Annotated in this window: 26 protein-coding genes; 18 read left to right on the top strand and 8 right to left on the bottom strand. The window is 66.8% G+C overall.

The genetic code is table 11. The features are described from left to right. Nucleotides 1-18: 18 nt before the first annotated feature. Nucleotides 19-933 carry a hydroxymethylglutaryl-CoA lyase gene (locus tag ACP7AS_RS01460; RefSeq protein ID WP_426027049.1) on the bottom strand — a complete coding sequence of 305 codons (915 nt, stop codon included), beginning with the start codon at nucleotides 931-933 and terminating at the stop codon, nucleotides 19-21. After that, entirely contained in the window at nucleotides 930-2,606 is a 1,677-nt protein-coding gene (locus ACP7AS_RS01455) for an ArnT family glycosyltransferase (protein WP_426027048.1), read from the bottom strand. The genes ACP7AS_RS01460 and ACP7AS_RS01455 overlap by 4 nt, the downstream gene beginning before the upstream one ends. 100 nt (nucleotides 2,607-2,706) lie before the next feature. Here ACP7AS_RS01455 and ACP7AS_RS01450 point away from each other — a divergent pair, with 100 nt between their 5' ends. Both ACP7AS_RS01450 and ACP7AS_RS01445 read left to right on the top strand, forming a co-directional pair. Next, a complete protein-coding gene (locus ACP7AS_RS01450; RefSeq protein WP_426027047.1) occupies nucleotides 2,707-3,435 on the top strand; it encodes a glycosyltransferase family 2 protein in 729 nt (242 codons plus the stop codon). Nucleotides 3,436-3,539: 104 nt separating this feature from the next. Next, the gene (locus ACP7AS_RS01445) at nucleotides 3,540-3,980 is read left to right on the top strand and encodes a hypothetical protein (RefSeq protein WP_426027046.1); all 441 of its coding nucleotides are present in this window, start codon (nucleotides 3,540-3,542) and stop codon (nucleotides 3,978-3,980) included. A gap of 216 nt (nucleotides 3,981-4,196) precedes the next feature. Here ACP7AS_RS01445 and ACP7AS_RS01440 read toward each other — a convergent pair whose 3' ends face one another. Genes ACP7AS_RS01440 through trhA form a run of 3 tightly spaced genes read right to left on the bottom strand, consistent with a single transcriptional unit; the run spans nucleotide 4,197 to nucleotide 5,943 of the window. Beyond that, on the bottom strand, nucleotides 4,197-4,547 hold the full coding sequence (locus ACP7AS_RS01440) for a hypothetical protein (RefSeq protein ID WP_426027045.1): 351 nt from the start codon (nucleotides 4,545-4,547) through the stop codon (nucleotides 4,197-4,199). A gap of 1 nt (nucleotide 4,548) precedes the next feature. Continuing rightward, entirely contained in the window at nucleotides 4,549-5,163 is a 615-nt protein-coding gene (gene phaR / locus ACP7AS_RS01435) for a polyhydroxyalkanoate synthesis repressor PhaR (RefSeq protein ID WP_426027044.1), read from the bottom strand. Nucleotides 5,164-5,220: 57 nt separating this feature from the next. Next, complete coding sequence (trhA, locus tag ACP7AS_RS01430) at nucleotides 5,221-5,943, bottom strand: PAQR family membrane homeostasis protein TrhA (RefSeq protein WP_426027043.1); 723 nt, start codon at nucleotides 5,941-5,943, stop codon at nucleotides 5,221-5,223. 220 nt (nucleotides 5,944-6,163) lie between these two features. Here trhA and ACP7AS_RS01425 point away from each other — a divergent pair, with 220 nt between their 5' ends. The 3 genes from ACP7AS_RS01425 to ACP7AS_RS01415 all read left to right on the top strand — a co-directional run bounded on the left by ACP7AS_RS01425 (nucleotide 6,164) and on the right by ACP7AS_RS01415 (nucleotide 9,886). Continuing rightward, the gene (locus ACP7AS_RS01425; RefSeq protein ID WP_426027042.1) at nucleotides 6,164-7,342 is read left to right on the top strand and encodes an acetyl-CoA C-acetyltransferase; all 1,179 of its coding nucleotides are present in this window, start codon (nucleotides 6,164-6,166) and stop codon (nucleotides 7,340-7,342) included. 7 nt (nucleotides 7,343-7,349) lie between these two features. Then, a complete protein-coding gene (locus tag ACP7AS_RS01420) occupies nucleotides 7,350-8,690 on the top strand; it encodes an FAD/NAD(P)-binding protein (protein ID WP_426027041.1) in 1,341 nt (446 codons plus the stop codon). A gap of 113 nt (nucleotides 8,691-8,803) precedes the next feature. Continuing rightward, nucleotides 8,804-9,886 carry a histidine kinase dimerization/phosphoacceptor domain -containing protein gene (locus ACP7AS_RS01415; protein WP_426027040.1) on the top strand — a complete coding sequence of 361 codons (1,083 nt, stop codon included), beginning with the start codon at nucleotides 8,804-8,806 and terminating at the stop codon, nucleotides 9,884-9,886. A 13-nt stretch (nucleotides 9,887-9,899) separates the two neighbouring features. On the opposite strand, the gene glmM is transcribed toward ACP7AS_RS01415, so the two are convergent. After that, nucleotides 9,900-11,249: a phosphoglucosamine mutase gene (gene glmM / locus ACP7AS_RS01410; protein ID WP_426027039.1), complete on the bottom strand. Its 1,350-nt coding sequence runs from the start codon at nucleotides 11,247-11,249 to the stop codon at nucleotides 9,900-9,902. A gap of 165 nt (nucleotides 11,250-11,414) precedes the next feature. Between glmM and glmS the strand changes: the two genes are divergently transcribed. After that, nucleotides 11,415-13,229, top strand: coding sequence for a glutamine--fructose-6-phosphate transaminase (isomerizing) (glmS, locus tag ACP7AS_RS01405; protein WP_426027038.1), 1,815 nt, complete (start codon nucleotides 11,415-11,417; stop codon nucleotides 13,227-13,229). A 55-nt stretch (nucleotides 13,230-13,284) separates the two neighbouring features. Beyond that, nucleotides 13,285-14,175: a UTP--glucose-1-phosphate uridylyltransferase gene (locus ACP7AS_RS01400; RefSeq protein WP_426027037.1), complete on the top strand. Its 891-nt coding sequence runs from the start codon at nucleotides 13,285-13,287 to the stop codon at nucleotides 14,173-14,175. A 61-nt stretch (nucleotides 14,176-14,236) separates the two neighbouring features. Here the strand turns inward: ACP7AS_RS01400 and ACP7AS_RS01395 are convergent, their stop codons facing one another. Together ACP7AS_RS01395 and ACP7AS_RS01390 are read right to left on the bottom strand one after the other, a co-directional pair. Then, nucleotides 14,237-14,464 (bottom strand): hypothetical protein, encoded by a 228-nt coding sequence (locus ACP7AS_RS01395; protein WP_426027036.1) that lies wholly within the window; start codon nucleotides 14,462-14,464, stop codon nucleotides 14,237-14,239. A 36-nt stretch (nucleotides 14,465-14,500) separates the two neighbouring features. After that, the gene (locus ACP7AS_RS01390) at nucleotides 14,501-15,244 is read right to left on the bottom strand and encodes an alpha/beta fold hydrolase (protein ID WP_426027035.1); all 744 of its coding nucleotides are present in this window, start codon (nucleotides 15,242-15,244) and stop codon (nucleotides 14,501-14,503) included. Nucleotides 15,245-15,315: 71 nt separating this feature from the next. Here ACP7AS_RS01390 and ACP7AS_RS01385 point away from each other — a divergent pair, with 71 nt between their 5' ends. From ACP7AS_RS01385 to pheT, 11 genes are all read left to right on the top strand, one after another. Next, on the top strand, nucleotides 15,316-16,287 hold the full coding sequence (locus ACP7AS_RS01385; protein ID WP_426027034.1) for a glycosyltransferase family 9 protein: 972 nt from the start codon (nucleotides 15,316-15,318) through the stop codon (nucleotides 16,285-16,287). Nucleotides 16,288-16,411: 124 nt separating this feature from the next. Further along, on the top strand, nucleotides 16,412-16,933 hold the full coding sequence (infC, locus tag ACP7AS_RS01380) for a translation initiation factor IF-3 (RefSeq protein WP_055827440.1): 522 nt from the start codon (nucleotides 16,412-16,414) through the stop codon (nucleotides 16,931-16,933). Nucleotides 16,934-17,076: 143 nt separating this feature from the next. Further along, nucleotides 17,077-19,053, top strand: a complete 1,977-nt coding sequence (locus ACP7AS_RS01375; RefSeq protein WP_426027033.1) for an alpha/beta hydrolase family protein — start codon at nucleotides 17,077-17,079, stop codon at nucleotides 19,051-19,053. 169 nt (nucleotides 19,054-19,222) lie between these two features. Next, nucleotides 19,223-20,521, top strand: coding sequence for an MFS transporter (locus ACP7AS_RS01370; RefSeq protein ID WP_426027032.1), 1,299 nt, complete (start codon nucleotides 19,223-19,225; stop codon nucleotides 20,519-20,521). Between the two features lie 22 nt (nucleotides 20,522-20,543). Continuing rightward, entirely contained in the window at nucleotides 20,544-20,915 is a 372-nt protein-coding gene (locus ACP7AS_RS01365; protein ID WP_426027489.1) for an alpha/beta hydrolase family protein, read from the top strand. Between the two features lie 2 nt (nucleotides 20,916-20,917). After that, nucleotides 20,918-21,115 carry a 50S ribosomal protein L35 gene (gene rpmI / locus ACP7AS_RS01360; RefSeq protein WP_426027031.1) on the top strand — a complete coding sequence of 66 codons (198 nt, stop codon included), beginning with the start codon at nucleotides 20,918-20,920 and terminating at the stop codon, nucleotides 21,113-21,115. Nucleotides 21,116-21,169: 54 nt separating this feature from the next. After that, nucleotides 21,170-21,529, top strand: coding sequence for a 50S ribosomal protein L20 (gene rplT / locus ACP7AS_RS01355; RefSeq protein ID WP_372706866.1), 360 nt, complete (start codon nucleotides 21,170-21,172; stop codon nucleotides 21,527-21,529). Nucleotides 21,530-21,618: 89 nt separating this feature from the next. Continuing rightward, nucleotides 21,619-22,695: a phenylalanine--tRNA ligase subunit alpha gene (gene pheS / locus ACP7AS_RS01350; RefSeq protein WP_426027030.1), complete on the top strand. Its 1,077-nt coding sequence runs from the start codon at nucleotides 21,619-21,621 to the stop codon at nucleotides 22,693-22,695. Further along, a complete protein-coding gene (locus ACP7AS_RS01345; protein ID WP_426027029.1) occupies nucleotides 22,695-23,093 on the top strand; it encodes a hypothetical protein in 399 nt (132 codons plus the stop codon). Before pheS ends, ACP7AS_RS01345 begins: the two co-directional genes overlap by 1 nt. A 30-nt stretch (nucleotides 23,094-23,123) precedes the next feature. Further along, nucleotides 23,124-23,561: a hypothetical protein gene (locus ACP7AS_RS01340; RefSeq protein ID WP_426027028.1), complete on the top strand. Its 438-nt coding sequence runs from the start codon at nucleotides 23,124-23,126 to the stop codon at nucleotides 23,559-23,561. Then, complete coding sequence (gene pheT, locus ACP7AS_RS01335) at nucleotides 23,558-25,966, top strand: phenylalanine--tRNA ligase subunit beta (protein WP_426027027.1); 2,409 nt, start codon at nucleotides 23,558-23,560, stop codon at nucleotides 25,964-25,966. Before ACP7AS_RS01340 ends, pheT begins: the two co-directional genes overlap by 4 nt. The last annotated feature ends 17 nt before the right edge of the window (nucleotides 25,967-25,983 follow it).

Here is a 25,983-nt window from a genome sequence, read left to right as displayed (position 1 = left end):
GCCGAGGCGGGGCGCGGCCTACTTCGGCCACCCCCCCGCCCGGCTCAGCGCGCTCGGTGCCGGCCGGCCGATCCTCTCGCCGATCCATCGAGCTGTCCCGATCAGGGCATCCAGGTCATAGCCGGTCGAATAGCCGGCGCGCTCGAGCATATAGACCAGGTCCTCGGTGGCGATATTGCCGGTCGCGCCCGGGGCAAAGGGGCAGCCGCCGATGCCGCCGACCGAGGCGTCCAGAACGCTCACCCCCGCCTCGATCCCGGCATGGGCATTGGCAAGGCCGGTGTTGCGGGTGTCGTGAAAATGCAGACGCAGGACGGCATCCGGCGCGGCCTTGCGGGCGGCCTCGACCTTGCGGGTCACGGCCCAGGGATCGCCGGTGCCGATGGTGTCGGCGAGGGCGATTTCCGCGACCCCCAGTTCGGCGATCCGGCCGACCAGATCGGCGACCTGCCCGGTGGAGACCTCGCCGTCGAACGGACAGCCCCAGACGCAGGACAGGGTGGCGGACAGGGACGGCGTCGCGCCCGGCTGACCCGCGGCGTTGGCGCGGCCGGCGATGATGTCGGCCAGCATCTGCACCTGTTGATCGACCGACAGCCCCTGGTTCTTCAACCCGAAGCCGTCGGTGGCCGACATGGCAATATTGACCTCGTCCACCGCCGTGCCCAGGGCCCGGTCATAGCCCTTGCCGTTCAGGACCAGGCCGATGCGGCTGCGACCCGGCTCACGCGGCAAGCCGGCCATGACCTCTTCGGCGCCGGCCATCTGCGGCACATATTTCGGATGGACGAAGCTGACCGCCTCGATCCGCCGGGCACCCGCGGCTTCCAGCCGCTGGACCAGTTCGACGCGGACGCCCGGGTCCAGGATCGCCGTCTCGTTCTGCAGGCCGTCGCGGGGACCGACCTCGACGATGGTGATCGGGCGGCTCACCGAGCCGGCCCGGAGGGCGCAGCGATGCCGGGAGGGGCGTAGACCGTGAGGCGGACGTCGTCGCCCTTGGAATAGTTGTGGCCATTGACCTGGCCCACGGCGCGACCGGCGACGCCGAGGCGCGCGGCAGCGGCACGGAAGGCGTCGGCGTCGTGCGCCTCGACAATGGCGGGACGACCTTCAGTCAGGGCGCGCGCCGCGCCCTCGGCGTCGGTCAATTCCGTATCCTTGCCGGTCAGGAAGACGAAACTGGGTTCGTGGAAGCCCGTGATCGCCACCGGCCCGGCCCGACCCTGACGCGGTTGCAGGTCGGCCCGCTCGAGAACCTTCTCCAGCTGGGGCGCCACGGACAGTGGACGGAGTTGCCGCAGCGTGCCGGACAGGGCGGCGTGGGCCAGAACGCCCAGCGTCAGCGAGACCAGCAGGGCCGTCACAGCGGCGCGATGCAGCATCAGGAAGGCGCCGATCAGGCTGGCCAGTATGGCGAAGACGATGGTCAGGGTCGCCCAGGTCTGGGCCGTCGACTTGCCGTATTCGGTCAGCAGGTAGACCGATCCTACCGCCAGCAGGCCGCCGACAAGCAGCGTCAGACCGACGCCCGCATATCTCGAAATCTGCCCGATCGGCCGGGTCAAGGCCGCGGCGGCCAGCAGGGCCATACCGCCGAACGTCGGCAGGGTGTAGTGGGCCAGCTTGGTCGGGGTCAGTTCGAAGATCAGCCAGGCCGGAATGACCCAGCAGACCAGAAACCGGATCGCCGGCTCGGCCCGGCGGCTCCAGCCGGTGGAAACGGCGGCGGGCAGCAGCAGGGTGGCGGGGAAGAACAACAGCGGCGCGATCAGCAGATAGAAGCCGGGCAGGACGCCGTGACCCTCGTCGCCGCCCGCGATCTTGGGGGCCAGGTCGCCGCCGATCGCCTCGCGCCAGAAGGCCCCGTCGGTGGCGATGGTGATGGCGATGGCCCAGGGACCGACGATCAGCGCGACCAGAGGCAGGCCCCACCCCCATCCCAGCCGCTTGAGCCACGACACGTCGCGGTCCCAGATCGACAGGGCCATCATGGCCGGAGCGATCACCAGCAGGCCGATCGGGCCCTTGACCAGAACCGACAGTCCCAGTCCCAGCCAGAAGGCGAATTTCCACGGTCTTCGTGGGACCTCGCCCGCGCGCGCCGCCAGATAGATGCGCGCCAGCCCGGCCATGGCCAGGGTGACCGCGCCGCACAGCATGGCGTCGGTCTTGGCGATCCCCGCCTCGGTCGACAGCAGGAAGCTGGCACCCAGTATGGCACCGGACAGAAAGCCCGCCCGATTGCCGAACATGGCCGCCCCGGCCCAGGCGCAGGCGGCCGCAGCCAGTATGGCTCCGAGAAGTGAGGGGATCCGGTACGGCGCGATGTCCCGGTTCTCGACCTTGGAGGTCAGGGCCACCGCGACCGCCTGCATCCAGTAGATGCCGACCGGCTTCTTCCAGCGCGGCTCGTCCTGATAGCGGATGTCGACATAGTCGCCGCTCTCGAGCATCTGCGAGGTGGCCTGGGCATAGCGGCTTTCGTCGCGGTCCAGCGGCGGCAGCAGCATCAGCACCGGCAGACCTGCGAACAGGGCGATCAGGGCGGCCAGAGCCGGTCCGCGCCAGCCGGCAATGTATCGGTCGAGATCGGGGCGCTTCATGTTCATCTTCCTAACACGGCGTTTCGGTGCGCGTCAGGCGTTGATCGCGGAGGTTGGCATCCATCTCCCGCCCGACGATGAAACCCGCTAGAGAGCGGACATGAACGCAGCGATCCCCGACATCTCCATCGTCGTCCCGGTCCATAATGAGCAGGGTGCCGCCGGGCCCCTCGCGCGCGAAATCGCGGCCGCGTTTGCCGGGCGATCCTATGAAATGGTGTTTGTCGACGACGCGTCTCGCGACGATACCCTGGCCGAGCTGCGCGGGCTGATGGCTGAACTTCCGGCGCTGCGGGTGCTCAGCCACGGGTCCAACGCCGGGCAGAGCCGGGCCGTCCGGACGGGCGTGCTGGCGGCGCGCGCACCGATCGTGGTGACGCTGGACGGCGACGGTCAGAACCCGCCTGCGGACGCGCCGAAACTGGCCGACCTGCTGGCCGCCTCACCGTCGACGGTGGCTTTGGTCGGTGGCCGGCGAGCCAAACGTCAGGACTCCGAGGCCAAGCGCCAGGCCTCGCTGTGGGCCAACCGCATTCGCAAGAAACTGCTGGACGATGACGCCGATGACACCGGCTGCGGGCTCAAGGCCTTCCGGCGCGACATCTTCCTGCGCCTGCCGTATTTCGATCACATCCACCGCTATCTGCCGGCCCTGATGATCCGCGAGGGCTATCAGAACCTCTATCTCGATGTCGATCACAGGCATCGCGAGACGGGTCAGTCTAAATACACCAACTGGGGGCGGCTTGTGGCGTCCCTGTCGGACCTGCTGGGCGTTATGTGGCTGAAGACCCGCGCCCGCCGCCCGGGGGCGATCAGCGAATTCTGAGTGGTCGCCTTACAGGCGAACCGCCGTAGCTGAATGGATCGAACCGGGGTATGCATCGTTAACAAGCGCGGCCGTTACGACCGTTCGACGCTGGAGCTGACGCCATGTTGATCGCCATCCCGCTGCTGTTCATTCCGGTCGTGATCTATTCGCTCGTCATCCTGACCGGCGTCGCGGGATCCGGCGGCATCGCCGCGGCGGAACAGGCACTTACTGATCCACTCTTCTCCATCCCGATGGTCTCGGGCACCGGCTGGAGCGTCGGCAGCGGCGACCTCATCCTCTTTCTGGCGCTGATCCTGCTGTTCTTCGAACTGCTGAAATCGACGTCGAGCCAGAAGGTGGCGATCGTCAATCACGCCCTGTCGATGATTCTGTTCGTGTTCTGCCTCGTCGCCTTCCTGCTGTTCAAGGGGTTCGCGACCTCGACCTTCTTCCTGATCCTGACCATGATCATGCTGGACGTGCTCGCCGGATTCATCGTCACCATCATCTCGGCCCGCAAGGATCTCGATTTTGGTGGCGGCGGCAGCAGCGGGTCCTGATGCCTTCCTGAGGCACCAAAGGCCAGGTGCGGCCCCGGTCGGATTGAGCGTGAGAGGCCGCCTCAAGGAGCCCGAAGGGCGTCAGACCCTAGGAAAACGCCACGAAGATCAGCGCCACCACGGCGACGTCGACGGTACGGGTGATGAAGGTCAGCATGGTGATGGTCCCGAACGAGGCGTGTTGGCCACTCGTTCAGCAAGGACCGTGCCGCGGGATCAGATGTCGGTGTCTTTTGCCTTGCCCGGTAGCGGGCGGCGTTCGGAGGCCCCGGAATGTTCAGTCCCAAGGTAGGCGGAGCGGGCCGCGTCGAGGACTGGTGGCCCGCCCTTGAGGCCGCGGCGTTGGCCCGATTGACCGATCATCTGGGCGGCGAAGGCGGCTGGTGAGGCGTCGATCGCTGGAGCCGCGGCAGCTCTTGCCTGGGGCTCGGCAGGCTCGGCGGCATATTCTGTGACGGTCAGGGCGCGGGATTCGGCCAGAGCCCGGCGTTCAGCAGCGCGCCGCTCGGCCGAACGGCGGTCGTCGCGGCGTTCGACGGGACCCACGGCGCGGACCTCGTCTCCCATGTCAGTTTTCCTGGCCGGGCGTCTTTGACAGCTTGTCGATCTGGCTGCGCATTTCGTCCATCTGGCGTCGCATGTCCGCGAGGGGATCGGCGGCGGGCGGGGTCCGGGGTTCGGTCGCGGCGGTCGCGGCGGCCATGGCCCCCGGCGTTAGGGCTCCGAAGCCTGGCCACATCTTCATCGCGTCGCTGAACATGGTCATGTTGCGCTTGACCGCCTCGTCCATAAGCCCTGCACCGGGCGTGGCACCGAAGGCCTTGGAGAACTGGCCGCGGATCTGTTCCTGCTGGCGGCTGAAATTGTCGAGCGACATCTCAAGATAGCTGGGCAGGACGCCCTGCATCTGGCCGCCGTAGAAGCCGATCAGCTGGCGCAGAAACTGAACGGGCAGCAGCGCCTCGCCCCGGCTTTCTTCCTCAAAAATGATCTGGGTCAGGATCTGGCGGGTCAGGTCGTCATTGGACTTGGCGTCATAGACGACGAATTCGGTCCCCTCGCGGACCATTTTGGCGAGGTCTTCCAACGTCACATAGGCCGAGGTCGCCGTATTGTAGAGCCGACGGTTGGCGTATTTCTTGATGACGACGGTCTCGCCGGGTCCGGACTTCCTGTCAGCCACGCGCGATCCTCAATCCTATTGCAACGCCGCACTATGCTGCGCTGCGGACGGGAATGTCTAGCCGACGCCCGCGGCGGCCGCCGGGGCCAGAACGACGCCGACAAGAACAGCGGCCCAATGCACCGTCGCGCCGGTGACGACGAAGCCGTGCCAGATGGCGCGGCGGAACTTCACCTTCGGGCTGATGAAGACGAAAACGCCGGCAGTGTAGATAAGCCCGCCCAGTACCAGCAGGGCGAGGGCGATCGGATGCACGGTGTCCATCATCGGCTTCAGGGCGATCACGGCCAGCCAGCCGAACAGGGCGTACACACCGCTCCAGAAGGCGTCGGAGATACGCGGTGCCACCAGCTTGGCTCCGACACCCGCAAGGGCAATGCTCCAGACCAGAACCGTGAAGCCGATCGCCCAGGCACCTTCGAAACGCTGGGTCGTGAAGGGGGTATAGCTGCCGGCTATCATCAGAAAGATCGCGGCCTCGTCCATTCGACGCAGGACCGGACGCGCGGCGCAGGGCCGGGTCTGGTTGTAGACGGTCGATACGGTCAGCATGGCGACCAGACACAGCGCATAGATGGCTGTGGCGGCCACCGCGCCGACGCCGGCGTAAAGAGCGGCCAGCACCGCCAGGACGATCCCGCCGACGGCGGCCAGCGTCAGGCCGACGACATGCACCACCAGGTCGGCCGTCTTTTCGGCGGGCGACCGATAGTGCTCGGCCATGTCCTGTTCGTCCGGCACGCAGACCTGGACGAACACATTTTTCAATCGCGTGAGCATGGCCACCATCAAGCCTTTCGCCCTGTTATTCGTTCCCGCCAATATGCAGTTGGCCAGTGACCATGCGGTGAACGATGCCGTCAGACGTGACGAGGGCTTCAGGATGCGGCAGAAACGGCACGATTTGTTTCGCGCGACCTAACGCCCCGTTCGGGCGTAGAGGTTTCGTTTTCCATGACGCGGCGTGCTCCCGCCCGCGGTCGCCTGCAGAGGTTCGTCCATGTCCATCGACGTCGTCATCGTCTCCGCCGCGCGCACGCCCGTCGGCTCCTTTCTGGGCGGCCTGTCCACCCTGCCGGCCTCGAAGCTGGGCGAGATCGCGATCCGCGCAGCGCTGGAGCGGGCCGGGGTCGATCCGGCGGACGTGGACGAGGTAATTCTGGGCCATGTGCTGCAGGCGGCGGCGGGGCAGGGCCCGGCCCGGCAGGCGGCCATGGGGGCGGGTATTCCAAAGGAGACGGCGGCCTGGAGCCTCAACCAGATCTGCGGCTCGGGGCTGCGGGCTGTCGCCATCGCCGCCCAGCAGATCGCGCTGGGTGACGCGAGGATCGTGGTGGCGGGCGGCCAGGAGAGCATGAGCCAGGCACCTCACGCCCAGCACCTGCGGACGGGCCACAAGATGGGCGACGTGTCGCTGATCGACACCATGATCCGGGACGGTCTGTGGGACGCCTTCAACGGCTATCACATGGGCCAGACCGCCGAGAACGTGGCCGAGAAGTTCGCCATCAACCGGGCCGATCAGGACGCCTTCGCCGTGGCCAGTCAGCACAAGGCCGAGGCGGCGCAGAAGGCGGGACGGTTCGACGACGAGATCGTTTCCGTCACCATCGCTTCGAAGAAGGGCGACGTCGTCATCGACAAGGACGAGTTCATTCGCCACGGCGCGACCATCGAGGCCATGGAGAAACTGCGCCCGGCCTTCACCCGGGAAGGCTCGGTCACCGCCGCCAACGCCTCGGGCCTGAACGACGGCGCGGCGGCGCTGGTGCTGATGAGCGCGGACGAGGCGAAGGCGCGCGGGCTGGAGGTGCTGGCGCGCATCGTCTCCTCCGCCACCGCCGGCGTCGATCCGGCGATCATGGGCACGGGACCCATTCCGGCGTCGAGGAAGGCGCTGGAGAAGGCCGGCTGGGCCGTGGCCGACCTGGATCTGGTCGAATCAAACGAGGCCTTCGCGGCCCAGAGCCTGTGCGTGCTGCGCGAACTCGGGCTGGATCCCGACAAGGTGAACGTCAATGGCGGCGCGATCGCCATCGGCCATCCGATCGGGGCCTCGGGGGCCCGCATCCTCACTACCCTGCTGCACGAGATGAAGCGCCGCGACGCGAAAAAGGGCTTGGCGACCCTGTGCATCGGCGGCGGCATGGGCGTCGCCCTGTGCGTCGAGCGGGTTTGAGCCGGCCGTGAACGGCCGCGGGGGCGAGGCGGACGTCAGCAAGCGCGTCGCCATCATCGGGGGCGGCTTCTCCGGGTCCATGCTGGCTGCCCGGCTGGCGGAGGTCGGAATCGCCTCCACTCTGATAGACCGGACCGGAGCCTTCGGCCTCGGCGTCGCCTATTCGACGCCGTTTGACGGCCATCTGCTGAACGTTCGCTCCAACCGGATGAGTGCGATCGACGGCCGATCCGATGACTTCGTCGACTGGCTGACCGCGAACCATCCCGACCGCGCCGACCCGGAAAGCTTCGCCCCCCGGCAGTGGTACGGGCGCTATGTGCAGGACCGGCTCGCGGGGGTCGAGGCCGTTCATCCGGGACGGATCAACCGGCTGACCGGTGTGGCGGTGGCGGTCGAGGGTGCGACGGTCCGTTTGGCGGACGGGCGTGTGGTCGGCGCAGACGCTGTGGTGCTGGCCACCGGCAATCCGGCCCCGCGGACCGCTGAGCCCCGGCTCCGCGGGCCGGACTCGACGACGGACAGGGTGATCGGCGATCCGTGGGCGTCAGGGGCCCTCGACCGGATCGGGGCGGCTGACGATGTGGTCATCGTCGGCACCGGCCTGACCATGGTCGATATGGTGCTTTGGCTTCAGGCGAAGGGCTGGCGCGGGCGGGCGGTCGCCCTGTCGCGGCGGGGCCTGATGCCCCGAAGCCATCTGGCTCACCATGATACGCCGACTGTGCCGACGGATGAGCTGCTGCGGGGCCCTGCCTCGCGGCGACTGGCCGCGGCACGACGGCTGGGCGAGGCAGCAAGCTGGCGGGGGGTGATGGAGGGTTTGCGGCCCATCACCGCCGAACTCTGGGCCGCCGCCGACACCGCGACCCGCGCCCGCTTCGTTCGCCACCTGCGACCGTGGTGGGACGTCCACCGTCACCGCATCGCCGACAGCATTTCGTCCGCCATCGAAGCGTTGGAGGCCGAGGGCCGTCTGGCCATCGTGGCGGGCCGGGTTCGGCGCATCGACCAGACGGCGGACGGCGTTGTCCTCGACTGGCGGCCCCGCCGGGGGCCGGAGCAGCCGGTTCTGACCGGTCGCTGGCTGCTGGACTGCACCGGGCCAGGGCACGATCCGGCCAGCGATCCGCTGACGGGCCCGTTGATTGCCTCTGGCCGGGCGCGGCTGGATCCGTTGCGTCTTGGACTCGATCTGGACGCGCAGGGCCGGGTGCTGGGCGCTGACGGCACCCCTGACCCACGCCTGTTCGTTCTGGGCCCGCCAGCGCGCGCGGCCTTCTGGGAAACGATCGCGGTACCGGACATCCGCAGGCGGAACGAAGAGGTGGTCGAAGCATTGCTTTAAGGTTGGGGATGTCTCGAGCTGCGACCGGCCTTTGTGGCGAGCGGCCAGCAATGCTCCATCCGCCGATCCGGGCAGCCCTGTCCGGTCGCGCTCGATACGGGGACTGGCGTCACATGGCTTCGGACGAATCTCATCCAGGTATGGACCAGTTGCTGGATGGGCCCGACCTTGCGGAGGCGCTGGGCAGCGATCTTTTCAAGCAGCTTCTGGACCAGGTCCCCTTCGCCATCGCCGTATCGAAACTGAACCCGGCGGAGCGGGTCGTCTACGCCAACATCCAGTTTCAGACCCTGACGGGACAGGCCAGTGCCAACATCCTGGGTGGGTCCTGGGATCCCCTTCCGGGTCAAGCCGTGGCCCCGGAAGAAACCCGAACCCTCGGCCAAATGGTTTCAGAAGAGCGCGACTACCTCGGTGCGTTTAACCTGCCCCATAGCGAGGCGACGATCACCCTCGGCGCATGGTCCAATATCATTGTCGACGACCTTGGCGCTCCCGCCTTCCGGCTGGTCGCCCTGGTCGAGACCGGGCCTCTGGGTGGGTCGGTGCTGGACGAGCTTCAGGCGCTGGTGCTGGAAAAAGACACCCACCTGCGGGAACTGCAGCATCGGGTGAAGAACAATCTGCAGATGATCACCGCCCTGATCCGGGTCGAGGCCCGGGGGGTCGTGGATGCGTCGACCGGAGAAGGGTTCGACCGTCTCGCCGGCAGGGTCGAGGCCCTGGGGCTGCTCTACCGCGCGCTGGAACACTCAGGGGCCGGCGAGCCGGTTGACCTGGGCATCTATCTCAGCGAGATCGCGTCGGCCGTCATGCGCGCCCATGCCCATGAGGGCATACGCCTCGACCTCAAGGTCGACACCTGGCCGGTCTCGATCGACGTGGCGATGCCGACCGGCCTGGTGGTCAATGAACTGCTGACCAATGCCCTGAAGCATGCCTTCACGGACCGCGAGGGCGGCACCATCACCTTGCTCAGCACGACCGCGGACGGCGGCTGTCGCGTGGTGATCTCCGATGACGGGATCGGCCTTCCGCAAGGAGTTGGCTGGCCCAAAAAGGGCAAACTGTCGGAGCTGATCGTTCGATCCCTGCTGCAAAACGCGCGGGCCGAGATCGATGTGAAGTCGGTACCGGCCGAGGGTATGCAGGTCACCATCTGCTTCGATTGCGAGAACGCGGAGCCGGGTGCCTGACGCCTGCCGGACGCTAACCCGCCACCTTCACCGCCGCGACCACATCGGCCACGACCGACTTCACCAGGGCCTCGTCGTCGCCTTCGGCCATCACCCGGATCAGTTTCTCGGTTCCGGAAAGTCGAACCAGCAGACGTCCGACCCCGACCAGGCGCGCCTCCGCCTCGGCAATGGCGGCCTTGACCCCCACGTCTTGTAGCGGCTTGCCGGTTGTAAAGCGGACATTCTCGAGCAGTTGCGGCACCGGTTCGAACTGGCGGGCCAGATCGCTCATGGCGCGACCGCTCTCGACCATCACGGCCAGGACCTGCAGGGCCGACATCAGGCCATCGCCGGTGGTGGCGTGGTCGTGCAGGATGATGTGGCCGGACTGTTCGCCGCCGATGTTGAAGCCGCCCGCACGCATCCGCTCCATGACATAGCGGTCGCCGACCTTGGTCCGCTCCAGCGTCAGACCGGCGGCATTCAGTGCTCGCTCCATCCCGAGGTTGGACATGACAGTTGCGACCACGCCGCCGCCGACCAGCAGGCCGCGCCTGGCCCAGTCCAGGGCCACCATGGTCATGATCTGGTCGCCGTCTATGATCTGGCCGTTCTCGTCGCAGATGATGACCCGGTCGGCGTCGCCGTCCAGTGCGATGCCGATGTGGGCCTTGTGACGCCTGACGGCTTCGGCCAGCGTCTGCGGATGGGTTGAACCGCAGTCCTTGTTGATGTTCAGACCGTTCGGCTCGACGCCGACCGCGAAGACCTCGGCCCCGAGCTCATAGAGGGTGGTGGGCGCGACCTTGTAGCCGGCCCCGTTGGCGCAATCGATGGCGATGCGCAAACCTTGCAGGCTCAGGCCCTTGGGGAAGCTGGCCTTGGCGATCTCGATATAGCGGGCCTGGCTGTCATCGATGCGTTTGACCCGACCCAGCTTGTCCGGCGGCGCCAGACCCTCATTCAGAGCCTGGTCCATCATGGATTCGATCCTGAGCTCGACGGCGTCCGACAATTTGTAGCCGTCCGGGCCGAACAGCTTGATGCCGTTGTCGAGATAGGCGTTGTGCGAGGCCGAGATCATCACGCCGATGTCGGCGCGCATGGACCGGGTCATCATCGCCACGCCCGGCGTCGGCAGCGGCCCGAACGTCAGAACGTCCATGCCCGCAGCGGCAAAGCCCGCCACCAGCGCCGGCTCGATCATATAGCCTGACAGCCGGGTGTCCTTGCCGATCACGGCCAGGTGCCGGCGGTCGTCCGACGACATGAACAGCCGCCCGGCGGCCAGCCCTACCCGCAGCGCCACTTCCGGCGTCATCGGATGGCTGTTCGCGCGGCCACGAATGCCGTCAGTGCCGAAATAGCGTCGCTCGCCCAAGTGTCGTCTTCCTCTCGTCGCGGTCGCAGAAACCTTGCGAAACCGCTTTTTAGGTGCAAACCGGGGCCCCTGTCGCCTACATCGGCGTCAGACATCCGGGCCCGGCTTAGACCGTTACCCGTCCGCGCGCAAAGCGCGAAAAGGCAGTTTCCGAGGGACCAATCCATGTGCGGCATCATCGGTGTGACGGGCGTCGGCCCGGCGGTTCCTCGCTTGATCGACAGCCTCAAGCGTCTGGAATACCGGGGCTATGACTCCGCCGGCGTCGCCGCCCTGGTTGATGGACGCATCGAACGCCGTCGGGCCAAGGGCAAGATCCGCGAGCTGGAGGCGGTGCTCGCCGCTGATCCGCTGAACGCGACCATCGGCATCGGCCACACCCGCTGGGCCACCCACGGTGCGCCGACCACCGCCAATGCCCACCCGCACCAGGCCGGACGGGTCGTACTGGTTCACAACGGCATCATCGAGAATTTCGCCGAGTTGAAGGCCGAACTCGCCGCCGAGGGTCACGTCTTCGAGAGCCAGACGGACACCGAGGTCGTCGCCCATCTGCTGGACCGCGAGCTGGGCCGCCACAACGATCCGCTGGTCGCTTTCAAAACCGTGCTGGACCGGTTGACCGGGGCCTATGCGCTGGCGGTTCTGATTGAGGGCGAGGGCGGGCTGATCCTGGGCGCGCGTCGCGGCAGCCCGCTGGTCGTCGGCTGGGGCGAAGGCGAGATGTATCTGGGCTCGGATGCCCTGGCGGTCGGACCCTTCACCCAGAAGATCAGCTACCTCGAGGAAGGCGACTATGTCGGCGTCGACCGCAACGGCGCGCGGATGTTCGACGTCAACGGCGCGGCCGTCGAACGCCCGATCGTCCTGGTCTCCGCCTCGTCTGCCCTGGTCGAGAAGGGCGAGTACCGGCACTTCATGGAGAAGGAAATCCATGAGCAGCCCGACAGCGTCCAGCATACCCTGTCCCACTACCTCGATTTCGTGAACGGCAAGGCCAAGACCGATTCCGCCGATTTCGCCGCCATCGACCGCATCCAGATCGTCGCCTGCGGCACCGCCTTCTATGCCGGCCAGATCGGCCGATATGCATTCGAGAAACTGGCGGGCCTGCCCTGCGACGTCGAGATCGCGTCCGAGTTCCGCTATCGCAATCCGGCCCTGACGCCGGGCACCCTTGCTGTCGCCGTCAGCCAGTCAGGCGAGACGGCCGACACCCTGGCCAGCCTGTCCTGGTGCAAGGCCAGGGGCTTGAAGACCGCCGCCCTCGTCAATGTCCATTCCTCGTCCATGGCGCGTGAAGCCGGGCATCTGTGGCCGACCCACGCAGGCCCCGAGATCGGCGTCGCCTCGACCAAGGCCTTTACCGCCCAGGTCGCCGCCCTTCTGGCCTTGGCCATCGCGGCGGGCGTTCAGCGCGGGCATATCGACGCCGTACGCGAGGCCGAACTGGTCAAGGCCCTGTTCGAAGCGCCGCGCCTGATTGCCGAGGCCATGGGGATGGAGGACGATCTGAAGGCCGTCGCCCATGACATCGCCAAGGCGACCGATGTCCTGTTCCTCGGCCGCGGTGCCATGTTCCCGCTGGCCATGGAAGGCGCGCTCAAGCTGAAGGAGATCAGCTATATCCACGCCGAGGGCTACGCCGCCGGCGAGCTGAAGCACGGGCCGATCGCCCTGGTGGACGAGTTTACGCCGATCGTGGCCCTCGCCCCGCTGGACGAGGTGTTCGAGAAGACCGCCTCCAACCTGCAGGAGGTGGCGGCGCGCGGCGGGCCGGTGATCATGATCGCCCCGAAATCCGCGCCCGATCCTCACGGCGCCGGCATCCGGCGGGTTGATGCCCCCGAATGCCATTCGCTGATCGCGCCGCTGGTCTATGCCGTTCCGGTGCAGCTGCTCGCCTATTATACGGCGGTCCAGAAGGGCACGGACGTGGATCAGCCGCGCAATCTGGCCAAATCCGTCACGGTCGAGTGATCGCATCCAGGCTCGAATGCGTTAGGCTGCGCTACGTCGCCGTTCAGGAATCCGCATGACCGCTCACGCCCGCCGCCTTCGCAAGGCCGTCCTGCCCGTCGCCGGCCTGGGGACCCGCGTCCTGCCCGGGACCAAGACCACGCCCAAGGAACTGCTGAACGTCGTCGACCGGCCGATCCTCAGCTACATCGTCGAAGAGGCCCGCGAGGCCGGGATTGAGCATATCGTCTTCGTCACCGGCCGCTCCAAGGGTGCGATCGAGGACTATTTCGACCACCAGATCGAGCTCGAGGCCCAGCTGCTGGCCAAGGGCAAGACCGACATCCTCGAGGCCATGATCGCAGAGCTGGCGACGGCCGGCGAGATGAGCTTCACCCGCCAGATGCAGCCTCTGGGCCTTGGTCACGCGGTCTGGTGCGCCCGCGACATCATCGGTGACGAGCCTTTCGCAGTGCTGCTGCCCGATGTGATCGTCGATTCCCAGCCGGGGGCGCTGAAGCAGCTGGCCGAGGTCTACGCCCGGGTCGGTGGCAACGTCATCGGCGTCGAGGCCGTGCCCGCGACCGAGACCCACAAATACGGCATCGTCGATCCCGTCGCTGGACCCGAGGGGCGGGATGGCCGCCATATCCGCATGAAGGGGATGGTCGAGAAGCCGCCCAGGGGCGAGGCCCCGTCGAACCTGTCGATCTCGGGCCGTTACATCCTGCAGCCGGAAATCTTCGGCATTCTGGAGAACCAGCCCCGGGGCGCAGGTGGTGAGATCCAGCTGACGGACGGCATGGCCCGGCTCATGAAGGACCAGACCTTTACAGCGGTCGAATACGAGGGCGTCACGCACGATTGCGGCGACAAGATCGGTCTGCTGCGCGCCAATGTGGCGCTGGCCCTGAAGCGCCCGGACCTCGGCGAGGCCGCCCGCGCGGCCATAACCGCGCTTCTTTAGGGAGAGCCTGTCCGAAAGCGCGCCGGGGGCTGCGACCAACGCACGGTTGGGGCCCTCACGCTTAGCCGCCGGTGGTTAGACGTCCGCCGCCGCCGGTGATCTTGCAAATATAGTCTGTCTGGGGCCTGCCGGTTTGCTCACCGGTCGGCGAAAGGATGCCGCCCCTGGCCGAGCACTGATCGGTCAAGGTTTTCAGTTCGGCTGTATACCGGTCACCGCCCATGGTCGGCGCACAGCCGGTCATGGCCAGCAAGAGGAGGGCGGGGAGGGCGACGTTCAAGACACGCATGGGATTTTCCTCACGATAAGGGGTTCATTTAAACGCCTAATGGCGGATCCTTTCAATCGCCTCGATCAACTGGCTGAGGTCTTTGGGCGTGGACAGGCGGTGGTCGCCGTTGTCGATCAGGTCCAGCCGGACGTCGCCGCCGGCGAGCCGCTCGACCAAGGCCATCGCGTGCTGCCAGGGCACGACCGTGTCGGCGCGGCCCTGAAGAATGTGCACCCGCGCGGCCAGGGGAATAGAGGCGTCGAGAAGCAGCCAGTCGCGCGCCTCTTCGAACATGGCGAGCGACAGGACGTATTCGCCCAGCCCGTCCTCGACAATCAGGGCCTCTCCGTCACGCAGGATGGTCTGACGCACGTGGTCGGCCAGCCCCGGCCACATCAGTCGCTCGGTGAAGTCCTGCGCCGGATTGACCAGAACCAGTCCGCTGATCCGCTCGGGGCGCGCCAGGGCCAGCAACAGGGCGATCCATCCACCCATCGACGAGCCCACCGGCAAGATCGGTCCCTCCAGACTGTCGATCATGGCAATCGCATCGCCGCGCCAGCGCCCGATGGTGGCGCGACGCCAGTCGCCGCTCGACTGGCCGTGGGCGAAATGGTCATAACGCAGGTAGTTCCAGCCCCGTTCGCGCGCCGCCGCATCGAGTGCCAGGGCCTTGGTGCCCTCCATGTCGGAGCGGAAACCGCCGATCCAGACGACGGTCGGGCCTTTCCCTTCCAGCCTTTTGAAGGCGAGGGATTCACCGTCGGGGCGCTGCAGTCGCTGAATCTCGTCGCTCATGTCCCGCCTCTCGCGAAAACCGTCGTGGACTGATAGCGAACCCGGCGTAACCAAGCGAAGGCCAAAAGCGCGTGCCCGATCCCAAGACCCCCCCCAAGGTTCTGTTCGTCTCCTCCAACCGGATTGGCGACTGCGTGATTTCGTCGGGCGTGATCCGCGAGATCGGGCGGCAGCTTCCGGGTGCCCGGATCACCGTCGCCACGGGCCGGCCCCCGGCTCCCCTGTTCCGGGCCGCGCCGGGCGTCGAGCGGGTGATCATCCTCGACAAGCAAAAACTCGCGGGACACTGGGTCGGCCTCTGGAGGCAGGTCGTCGGGACGCGCTGGGATCTGGTCATCGACATCCGCGGGTCGGCCCTCAGCTATCTGATCCCGGCGAAGCGGCGCGTGGTCTACAACCGGTCCTGGGAGACCGGCGTGCGCAAGGTCGAGATGGTGTCGCGCCTGATGGGGTCGGCCAGGCCTCTGGATCCGGAAATCTTCCTCGATGATCAGGCCCGCGCGGAGGCGGCGACCGTGATCGATCCGCAACTGGCAACGGCGCCCGGACCGATCATCGCCCTGGCCCCCATCGCGCATCAGCCCGGCAAGAGCTGGCCGGCGGACCGGTGGGGCGGCTTGGTCGAATTGCTGAGGGCCGACAAGCGTTTCGACGGCTGGCGCTTCATGCTGGTCGGCGGGCCGGGCGATCACCCTCCTGCGGCACCGGCGCTGGCCGCGGCGGGTGAGCGGGGGATCGATTTTGTCGGCAAGGGCGACATTCTGGCTTCGGCCGCCGCAATTGACCGGGCCGCGCTGTTCGTCGGCAACGATTCCGGCCTGATGCACGTGGCCGCTGCGGCGGGTCGTCCAACCCTTGGCCTGTTCGGCCCGACCCAGTGGTGGCTCTACGGACCATGGGGTCCGAAGACGCACATCGCCGCTTCCAACGAAACCCGCGGCGCGTTCGCGCCGATCGAGGCCCTGACGGCAGACCGTGTCTTCAACGCCGTGATCGAGCTGCATACGGCCTTCATCGAAGCCGGCACCCCCGCCAAACCTTGAAGAGACGGGCGTTCGCGGTCATATAGGTGCTCTCGAGGGGGATGCGGCGAACCGCTGCGTGCTCCGGCCTGTCAGAACTCCGCTTTTTCTTCCACGCAAGGAACCGACGCTCATTCGCCGTCCGATGAACCAGCCGCCCGTCAAGGATGGGCCCCCCATGAACCAGGATATCCGCGCGCCGCGCGTTCTGCTCATTGATCAGAACGGCGAGAAACAGGGCGTCATGCCGACGTCCGCTGCGCTGGAAGCCGCCGAAGAGGCCGGCATGGACCTGGTTCAGATCGTGTCGACGTCCGAACCGCCGGTCTGCAAGATTCTCGACTACGGCAAATTCCGCTTCCAGGAGCAGAAGAAGAAGGCTGAGGCCCGCAAGCGCCAGAAGGTCGTCGAGCTGAAGGAGATCAAGCTTCGCCCCAATATCGACGTTCACGATTATGAGGTGAAGGCCAAGGCCATGCACCGCTTCTTCGACGAGGGCGACAAGGTCAAGGTGACGCTGCGCTTCCGCGGCCGGGAAATGGCCCACCCCGAACTGGGCATGAAGCTGCTCAACAAGGTCCAGGCGGATTTCGACGAGATCGCCAAGGTCGAATACGCCCCGCGTATGGAAGGCCGCCAGATGATCATGATCCTCGCGCCGAAATAGCGGTCCCGCGCCACCGACTTCGAAAAGCCCCGACCGGAAACGGCCGGGGCTTTTTCTTTTGGTCGCGCCCCTTGCAACCCGGGACCGCGGCGATGGAGAAGGATACCCGGAAAAGGGGAGCAGGCGTCGTGTTCAGGTCAGGGATGAGGGCGTTCGCTCTCGCGGTTGCCGCCTTGTGCTGCGCGGGACATTCGCAGGCCTGGGCCCAGAGCCCGGTTCCCGCGGCCCCGCCCCTTGAGGTCTATGGCGCGACCCCCGCCATCGAACTTGTTCAGCGGTCCCCCAGCGGCGAACTGATCGCCCGGATCACGGTGAGGGGCGAAACGCGCTCCCTCGCCGTCACCCGGATCGCGACGCGTGAGGACCTCTTCGTCGGCGATATCAGCGTGATCAAGGTGCGCGACCTGCGCTGGATCGGCGAAGGCCGGGTGCTGGTGGTCACCTCGCAGACCCGCAACATCGCCTCGCTGGGCGTACCGCGCGTGGAACTTTTCTTCGGCCAGGTGCTCGACCTCGAGACACGGAGGGTGGTCCAGGTGCTGGACCGCACGCCGGATGTGCTGCCGGTGCTTTACGGGCCTGCCTCGGTCCGGAACACCAGCGAGGGCGACACCCTGTTCGTCCGCGGCGTCAGCACCATCAATGACCAGGCCAACCTGCACCGCGTCGACCCCAGAAACGGGCGCGGTCGCTCGGTGGCCTATATGGACAGCACGACCGACGACTATGTGCTGGACGGCGAAGGCGAGATCATCGCCCTGTCGCGCTATGACGAGCGCACCGGCCGCTGGTCGCTGCGCCTGCCCGGGGGGCAAGGTCACCGCGAGGTCTGGACGGTCGACGCACCGGTCGACGTACCGGCGCTGCTGGGCATGGGCCGCACGCCCCGCACCATCATCGTCAGCGCCGATCGGCCGGACATCGCGCCCGACGACGCCGGGTCCGCGGATGCGGACGAGGTGTTCGAGGTCAATGTGGACACCGGCGACTGGAGCCGCCTGCCGTTCGAACGCCACCCGGGCTTCCTCGTGCATCATCCCCGGACCCGCCTGTTGATCGGCGGCGGGCGGAATGAAGAGGCCGGCGTCCGGTACGAATTTCTGGACCCGGAGGCCGCGCGGCGCTGGCAGTCCGTCGAACGCGCATTCAGGGGCAAGGCCCCACAACTGGTGTCGTGGAACGATGCACTGAGCCAGGTCGTGGTCTTCACCGACACCGGCGAGGCCGGCCAGTATCAGCTGGTCGATTTCGATCGTCGCACCGCGGACATACTGGCGGACGCCTATCCCGCCATCGCGCCCGAACAGGTGGGCGCGGTGCGGTCGATCCATTACGTCGCCCGGGATGGGCTGGACATTCCTGGTTACCTGACCCTGCCGCCGGGCGTGTCCGATCCGTCTGGTCTGCCGCTGGTGGTTCTGGCGCACGGAGGGCCGGCGTCCCGGGACGTGGCGGGTTTCGACTGGTGGGCCCAGGCGCTGGCCTCGCGGGGCTATGCGGTCCTGCAGGCCAATTTCCGGGGCTCGACCGGGTACGGCCGCGCCTTTGTCGAGGCGGGCTATGGCGAATGGGGCCGCAAGATGCAGACGGACCTGTCCGACGGTGTGCGCTGGCTGGCGGCTGAAGGCATCGTCGACCCCGCCCGCGTCTGCATCGTCGGTGCCAGCTACGGCGGCTATGCGGCGATGGCGGGTCTGACACTTGACAGCGACGTCTATCGCTGTGGCGTATCCGTCGCCGGCGTGTCGGACCTGCGCCGCATGGTCAACTGGGAGGCGCAGCAAGCGCGCCACAAAAACAATCAGACCGTACGCTACTGGAACCGGTTTATGGGCGCGGCCCGGCTGAATGACCGCGCCCTCGACGAGCTCTCTCCGGCCTATCTCGCGGCCTCGGTCGACAGCCCCCTTCTGTTGATCCACGGCAGGGACGATACAGTGGTGCCTATCGAACAGAGCCGGGTCATGGCCGAGGCGCTGCGTCGGGCCGGCAAGCCGGTCGCGTTCGTGGAGTTGCCGGGCGAAGATCACTGGCTGTCGCGGTCCGCGACGCGCCTGCAGATGCTTGCCGAGACTGTTCGGTTCCTTGAGGCGAACAATCCGGCGAGCCGGATGTACTGACATCGGCTGCGGGGAAGGCCGCCCCCGTGAGCCGTTTGCGGGAAGTCGATATGCCCGACGTCATGCCTTTGTCAGCCGCAACGGCGGGGTGATTGCGTTTGCCAGCTTCACCTTGCGCTGTCGCGCGATCTAACTGACACAGGGGTTGCCTCCTGCCCGAGTACTCCACGTGACGTCAGCCGCCTTGCCCCCGCCTCCGTCCCGATCGGCCCTGTTCGTCCTTTTCGGCGTGGTCTTTATCAATCTGGTGGGGTTCGGCATCGTGGTGCCGCTTCTGCCCTTCTACGGCCAGACGCTGGACGCCCCGCCGTGGCAGGTGGCGCTGATGTTCTCGGCCTATTCGCTGGGCCAGTTCTTCGCCGAGCCGTTCTGGGGCCGCCTGTCAGATCGCATCGGACGCAAGCCTGTGCTGCTGATCACCGTCAGCGCCAACGCGCTGGGTTATCTCATGCTGGCCTTCGCGCCGAACATCTGGCTGGCCATCGGCATCCGCCTGTTCACCGGCCTCGGAGCGGGCAATGTCTCGACTGTCCAAGGCTATGTGGCAGACGTGACTCCGCCCGAAAAAAGGGCAGGGCGCATGGGCCTGATCGGTGCGGCCTTCGGGCTCGGCTTCATCGTCGGGCCAGGACTGGGCGGTCTGCTGACCCGGACCGACATGGGGGCCTTGGGCTATCAGATGCCGATCTTCGTCGCATCGGGCCTGTGCGTCCTCGCCGCCCTCGGCGTGACCGTGTTTCTGAAAGAGAGCCGTGCCCGCGCCGACCCGGCGACGCCCCGCCCCCCGTTCCTCAGCGGCGTGAAAGACGCCGTCGCCAATCCGGTGGTGTCGCGCGTCCTGCTGGTGACCCTGATCTATATGGCCGGTTTCTCGGGCATGGAATCCACCTTCGGCTTCTGGACCGAGGCACGATACGGCTGGGGCGCGCGTGAAGTGGGCTTCAGCTTCATGGCGGTCGGCATCGTCTCGACGCTCTGCCAGGCCCTGATCGCCGGTCGTCTGGCCCGACGCTTCGGGGAGGCCCGCGTGCTGGCGGTCGGCAGCCTGATCTTCGGGTCAGGCCTGGCACTGCAGGTTCTCGTCGGCCGCCTGATGCCCGCGCAGGCCGAGTGGGTTGTGTCGGTCCTGGGCCGGTCCATCGTCCTGCATGGCGATATGCTGGTGCCGGTGGTAATGGCGTTCGGAGCCTTCGGCATGGCGGTGACCATGCCCAATATCTCGGCCCTGATCTCGCGATCCGTCGATCCGGATCGGCAGGGTGCCATGCTGGGTCTCAACATGGCCGCCAGTTCCAGCGGCCGCATCTTCGGACCGATGGCCGCCGGGGCGCTGTTTTCGGGTGTCGGACATGACTGGCCGTTCCTGATCGGCGCGGCGCTGACCGTTCCGGCGGCGATCATGGCCATCAACGCCGGACGGGCGTTCCGGAAGCGGCAGGCCGGACTGGCACCGGCACCGGCAGAATAAGGCTGCGCTTGCAGACGCGCCGATCCTTATACTGCGCGGCCGGGACGACACGGCGGTGCCTTTCGAACTGAGCAGGGTGTTTGCCGAGGCCTTGCGCCAGGCCGGCAAGCCCTATGGGTTGGTCGAACGGCCCAGCGAAGATTACTGGCTGACCCGGGCCGCCACCCGGCCATGTATGCGAGCCGAAACCGTCCGTTTCTGGCGCAGCACAATCCGCCGAGATAGGGCGGACCCGCCTTTCTCCTTGCCTTGTCGGCCCGCTTCGCCTAGAAGCCGCGCCTTCGCGTACCGAACCGCCGGGCGAACAGGCATGCCTGGGCGGTTCTCATCAGGGTTTCCAATCCGAGGGCTCCAAAGGCCTGAAGAACCAGCAACCCACTCAAAAAGAGAGTGAAAATGCCGAAACTTAAGACGAAGTCGGGCGCCAAGAAGCGCTTCAAATTCACGGCGACTGGCAAGGTCAAAGCCGGCGTGGCAGGCAAGCGGCACCGCTTGATCAGCCACAACAGCAAATACATCCGCCAGAACCGCGGCACCTCCCTCATGGCTGCCGCCGACGCCAAGAAGATCAAGTCCTACATGCCGTACGCCTGATCGGCGCGCGCATCGACGATCTGATTTTCCCATTGAATTTGAAAGGATAGCGACATGGCTCGCGTCAAACGCGGCGTAGTTTCACACGCCAGACACAAGAAGGTTCTCAAGCAGGCCAAGGGTTTCTACGGCCGCCGCAAGAACACCATCCGCACGGCCAAGGCCGCCGTCGATCGCGCCGGGCAATACGCCTATCGCGACCGCCGCAACAAGAAGCGCTCGTTCCGCGCCCTGTGGATCCAGCGCATCAACGCCGCCGCCCGTCTGGAAGGCTTCACCTATTCGCAGTTCATCCATGGCCTCGGAGAGGCCGGCATCGAGCTGGACCGCAAGGTCCTGGCCGCGATGGCTGCTGACGAAACGGTCTTCAAGGCGATCGCCGACAAGGTCCGCGACGCGCTGAAGACGGCCTAAGCTTTTCCGGCAACGGAAGACGCAAAAGCCCTCCGGTTCGCGCCGGGGGGCTTTTTGCTTTGCGCCCCACCCGCTAGACGAAACCCGACATGACCGATCTCGCTCAACTCGAACTCGACCTGATCAACGCCATAGGCTCGGCCGGCACCGCAGCCGCGGTCGAGGACGTGCGCGTTGCGGCCCTGGGCAAGACCGGCTCCGTCTCCGGCCTGCTCAAGGGCATGGGCGCGCTGAGCCCCGACGAACGGCGCGAGCGGGGGCCGATGATCAACGGCCTGCGTGACCGCGTGTCTGCCGCCCTGGCCGCTCGAAAGGCCGAATTGGAGGCCGTTGAACTCGACGCCCGTTTGCAGGCCGAGCGTATCGACCTGACGCTGCCGGCGCGTCCGCGCCGCAAGGGCAGCGTTCATCCGACCATGCAGGTCATGGACGAGATGATTGCCCTGTTCGCCGACATGGGCTTCGCGGTCGCCGAAGGTCACGACATCGAGGACGATTTCCACAATTTCACCGCCCTGAATTTCCCGCCCAAACATCCGGCGCGAGAGATGCATGACACCTTCTTCCTCAAGCCCGACCCAGAGACGGGCGAGCGGAAGGTGCTGCGCACCCACACCAGCCCCGTGCAGGTGCGGACCATGATGACGCAAAAGCCGCCGATCCGGATCATCGCCCCGGGCCGGACCTTCCGGAAGGATTCAGACGCGACGCACACGCCGATGTTCCATCAGGTCGAGGGGCTGGTCATCGACCGCGACATCCATATGGGACACCTGAAGTGGACGCTGCAGAACTTTGTCGCGCGCTTCTTCGAGGTCGACGACGTCGACGCCCGATTCCGGCCGCACCATTTCCCCTTCACCGAGCCCTCGGCCGAGATGGACATCCGCTGCGATCGGTCCGGCGGCGAGTTGAAGCTCAACCAGGGCGACAGCTGGATGGAAATTCTCGGCTGCGGGATGGTGCATCCCAATGTGCTGCGGAACTGCGGCATCGATCCGGACGAATATCAGGGGTTCGCCTTCGGCATGGGCGTGGATCGCCTGGCCATGCTGAAATATGGCATTCCGGATCTGCGCCCCATGTTCGACGCTGACACCCGGTGGCTGGCCCATTACGGCTTCTCGGCGTTTGCCACGCCAAACCCTGCGAGCGGGCTGTCCTGATGACCGAGCCGACCCCCTCCCAGATCGCGGAGACGCGCACCCTGGACCCGCTTGCGAAGGAGTTCCGAGGAGCGACCTTAAGCCTGTTCGACCTTTATCGTGCCAGCGTCCAGGCCGGAGGCGGGGTGGTGATCGAGGGACGCGCCTTCACAGATTGCGTCATCGATGGTCCCGCCTTGATGCTGGTGCTCGAGGGCACCCATTTCGACAACACCAATTTCGGCCAAACCGGTGGAGACATACGCAACATGCTGTTCAAGCCGATGGGCACCATAGGAATTGGCGCGATCCCCGTGCGCAACTGCAGCTTCACGCGGTGCACGTTCCAGACGCTGGGGGTCACCGGAAACGAGGCCTTGCTCAATATGCTGATCGAACAGGTCACGACGACCGGCTGACGGCCGGAACAGAGAACGAGAGACTGCACCATGACCGACCCGACCCACACCGCCGCCATGTCGCCCGAAGAAGCCGCCGGACGCGCCCTCGTGGCCCGAACCAGCTTCGAGAAGGAAGCCGTCTGGCTGCCGCTCCTGGCCGTCCATCACTGGAACGCCGGCCAGATGGCCATCGACGGCAAGACCTTCACCGACTGCGTCATCGAGGGACCGGCCCTGATGGCCGTCATGAACGGGACGACGTTCGACAACTGCGCCATGGGCACGACGACGGACGTGAAGAACCTTCTGTACCGCCCTCTCAGCACCACCAAGCTGGCCGGTGTGGTCGGCATGGCCAATTGCCGCTTTCTCCGCTGCCGTTTCGTACAGGTCGGCTTCACCGGATCGGATGATCTGCTGGAGCAACTCCAGAGCGGGATCAAATCCGCGTCTGACATCCCGGCCCCCGGCGGGACCGGCGCGTGAAATTCACCCTCTCATGGTTGAAGGAACACTTGGACACGGACGCGGATGTCGCGGCCGTCGCCGACGCCATGACCATGGCGGGGCTGGAGGTGGAAGAGGTCCACGACCCGATCGCGGCGCTGGCCCCGTTCACGGTCGCGCGGATCATTTCGGCTGAGCGGCATCCCGACGCCGACCGGCTGCAGGTCTGTCAGGTCGACACCGTCGACGGGATGAAGGAGATCGTCTGTGGTGCTCCGAACGCGCGGGCCGGCCTGACCACCATCTATGCGCCCATCGGGGCCTATGTGCCCGGCCTCGGCGTGACACTGGTCGAAAAGCCCGTTCGGGGTGTCGTCTCGAACGGTATGCTGTGCTCGGCCTCCGAACTGGAACTTGCCGATGAAAGCGACGGCATTCTTGAGCTGGCCGACGACCTGACGGTCGGAATGCCGGCGGCGGGCGTGTTTGGCGCCGAGCCGGTGATCGATTTTGAAGTGACGCCGAACCGGCCCGACTGGCTGGGCGTGGCCGGCATCGCCCGCGATCTGGCGGCGGCCAGCCTCGGTCAGCTGCAGACGCCATCTGTCGTGCCGGTCGCCGGAACCTTCCCGTCCCCGATCAAGGTGCGGATCGAGGCACCGGAGATGTGCCCGGTGTTCGCCGGGCGGCTGATCCGTGGGGTCCGGAATGGCCCGTCGCCCGAGTGGCTGCAAAGGCGACTGACGGCCATCGGCCTGCGCTCCATCAACCGGCTGGTCGATGTCACCAATCTGATCGCTTACGACCGCTGCCGGCCGCTGCACGTCTATGACGCTGCCAAAATTGTGGGCGGCGAGATCGTGGTGCGGGGCGGGCAGGTCGCCGCTGGGTCGGGCGAACACGAGCACCTCATCGCTCTCGACGGAAAGACCTATGCTGTCGATCCGGCCATGTGCGTCATCGCCGACGCCGCCGGCGAGCGCCCGATCGGCCTCGGCGGCGTCATGGGCGGCGAGTCGACCGGCTGTTCGGACGACACCGTCGATGTCTTCGTCGAAAGCGCCTGGTTCGACCCGCTGGTCACGGCACAGACCGGGCGCACCCTCACGATTAGCTCGGACGCCCAGTACCGGTTCGCGCGCGGCGTCGATCCGGCCTTCGTGGTTCCGGGTCTGGAACTGGCCACGCGCCTGATCCTCGACCTGTGTGGTGGCGAGCCGTCCGAGGTTGTGGTGACCGGGCAGGTGCCCGCCAATCCTGCGGCTTTCGACTTCGATCCGGCCCGTGTCGGTCAGCTGACCGGCCTGTCGCTCGACGACGACCGGATCGCCGAGATCCTGACCCGCCTCGGCTTCGAGATCGTCCGGGCTACGTCCTGGACCGTGACGCCACCCTCATGGCGCCGCGACGTCGAGGGGCCGGCCGACCTGGTCGAGGAAGTCGCCCGTATCGAGGGCTACGGTGCCCTGCCGTCGACCCCCTTGCCCGATCAGGGCGCGCCTTCACGCGGCGTGCTGAACCCGCGCCAGGCCCGCGTCCGACGCGCCCGCCGCGCGCTGGCGGCCATGGGCTATGCCGAGGCTGTCACCTGGTCATTCACCAAACAGTCGACAGCCGCCCTGTTCGGCGGCGGCGATGAACGCCTTCTGGTCGAGAATCCGATCGCCGCCGATCTGGACTGCATGCGGCCCTCGGTCCTGCCCAATCTGATCCAGGCCGCCGCCCGCAACGCCGCGCGAGGCCACGCCGACGCCTGCCTGTTCGAGGTCGGCCCCATCTATCTGGACGACTCTCCTACCGGACAGCGCACCGTCATCGCCGGACTGATCGCGCCGCGCGCCGCCCGTCACTGGGGCGGCGAGGCTGAGGACGCCCTGTTCGGCCTCAAGGGCGACCTGATGGCGCTGCTGGACGAACTGGGCGCACCGGTCGGCTCGCTGCAGCTGGTTCAGGGCCAGAACCGCGACTGGTGGCATCCCGGACGCTCGGCCCGCCTTCAGCTGGGACCCAGGACCGTGATGGTCGAGTTCGGGGCTCTGCATCCGCGCGTGCTCAAGCTGCTGGATGCGGACGGTCCGATGCTGGCCTTCGAGATTGTGCTAGACGCGGTGCCCGAACCGCGCGGTGCGAAGTCCAAGGCGCGCGGCGCGGCCAACCTGGCCAATCTGATGCCTTTGACCCGCGACTTCGCCTTCCTGGTCGAGGACGGCAAGGCGGTCGGCGATCTGACGCGCGCGGTCGCCGGAGCCGACAAGGCCCTGATCGCCGAGGTCAGGGTGTTTGATGTCTATCGTGGCGCAGGCGTCCCCGGGGGCATGAAGTCGGTGGCGCTCGAAGTCGTCATCCAGCCGGTCGAGGCGACCCTGACCGAGCCGGAGATCGAGGCGTTGTCGGCCCGGGTCGTGGCCGCCGCAGACAAGACCGGGGCGCGCCTGCGGTCCTGACGCCACCTTGATCGAAC

The sequence above is a fragment of the Brevundimonas sp. TWP2-3-4b2 genome, assembly GCF_049897345.1.
In the GTDB taxonomy this organism is placed as follows: domain Bacteria; phylum Pseudomonadota; class Alphaproteobacteria; order Caulobacterales; family Caulobacteraceae; genus Brevundimonas.
Note: the sequence above shows the minus strand (reverse complement) of the source record. Positions and strands in the feature narration are given on the sequence as shown.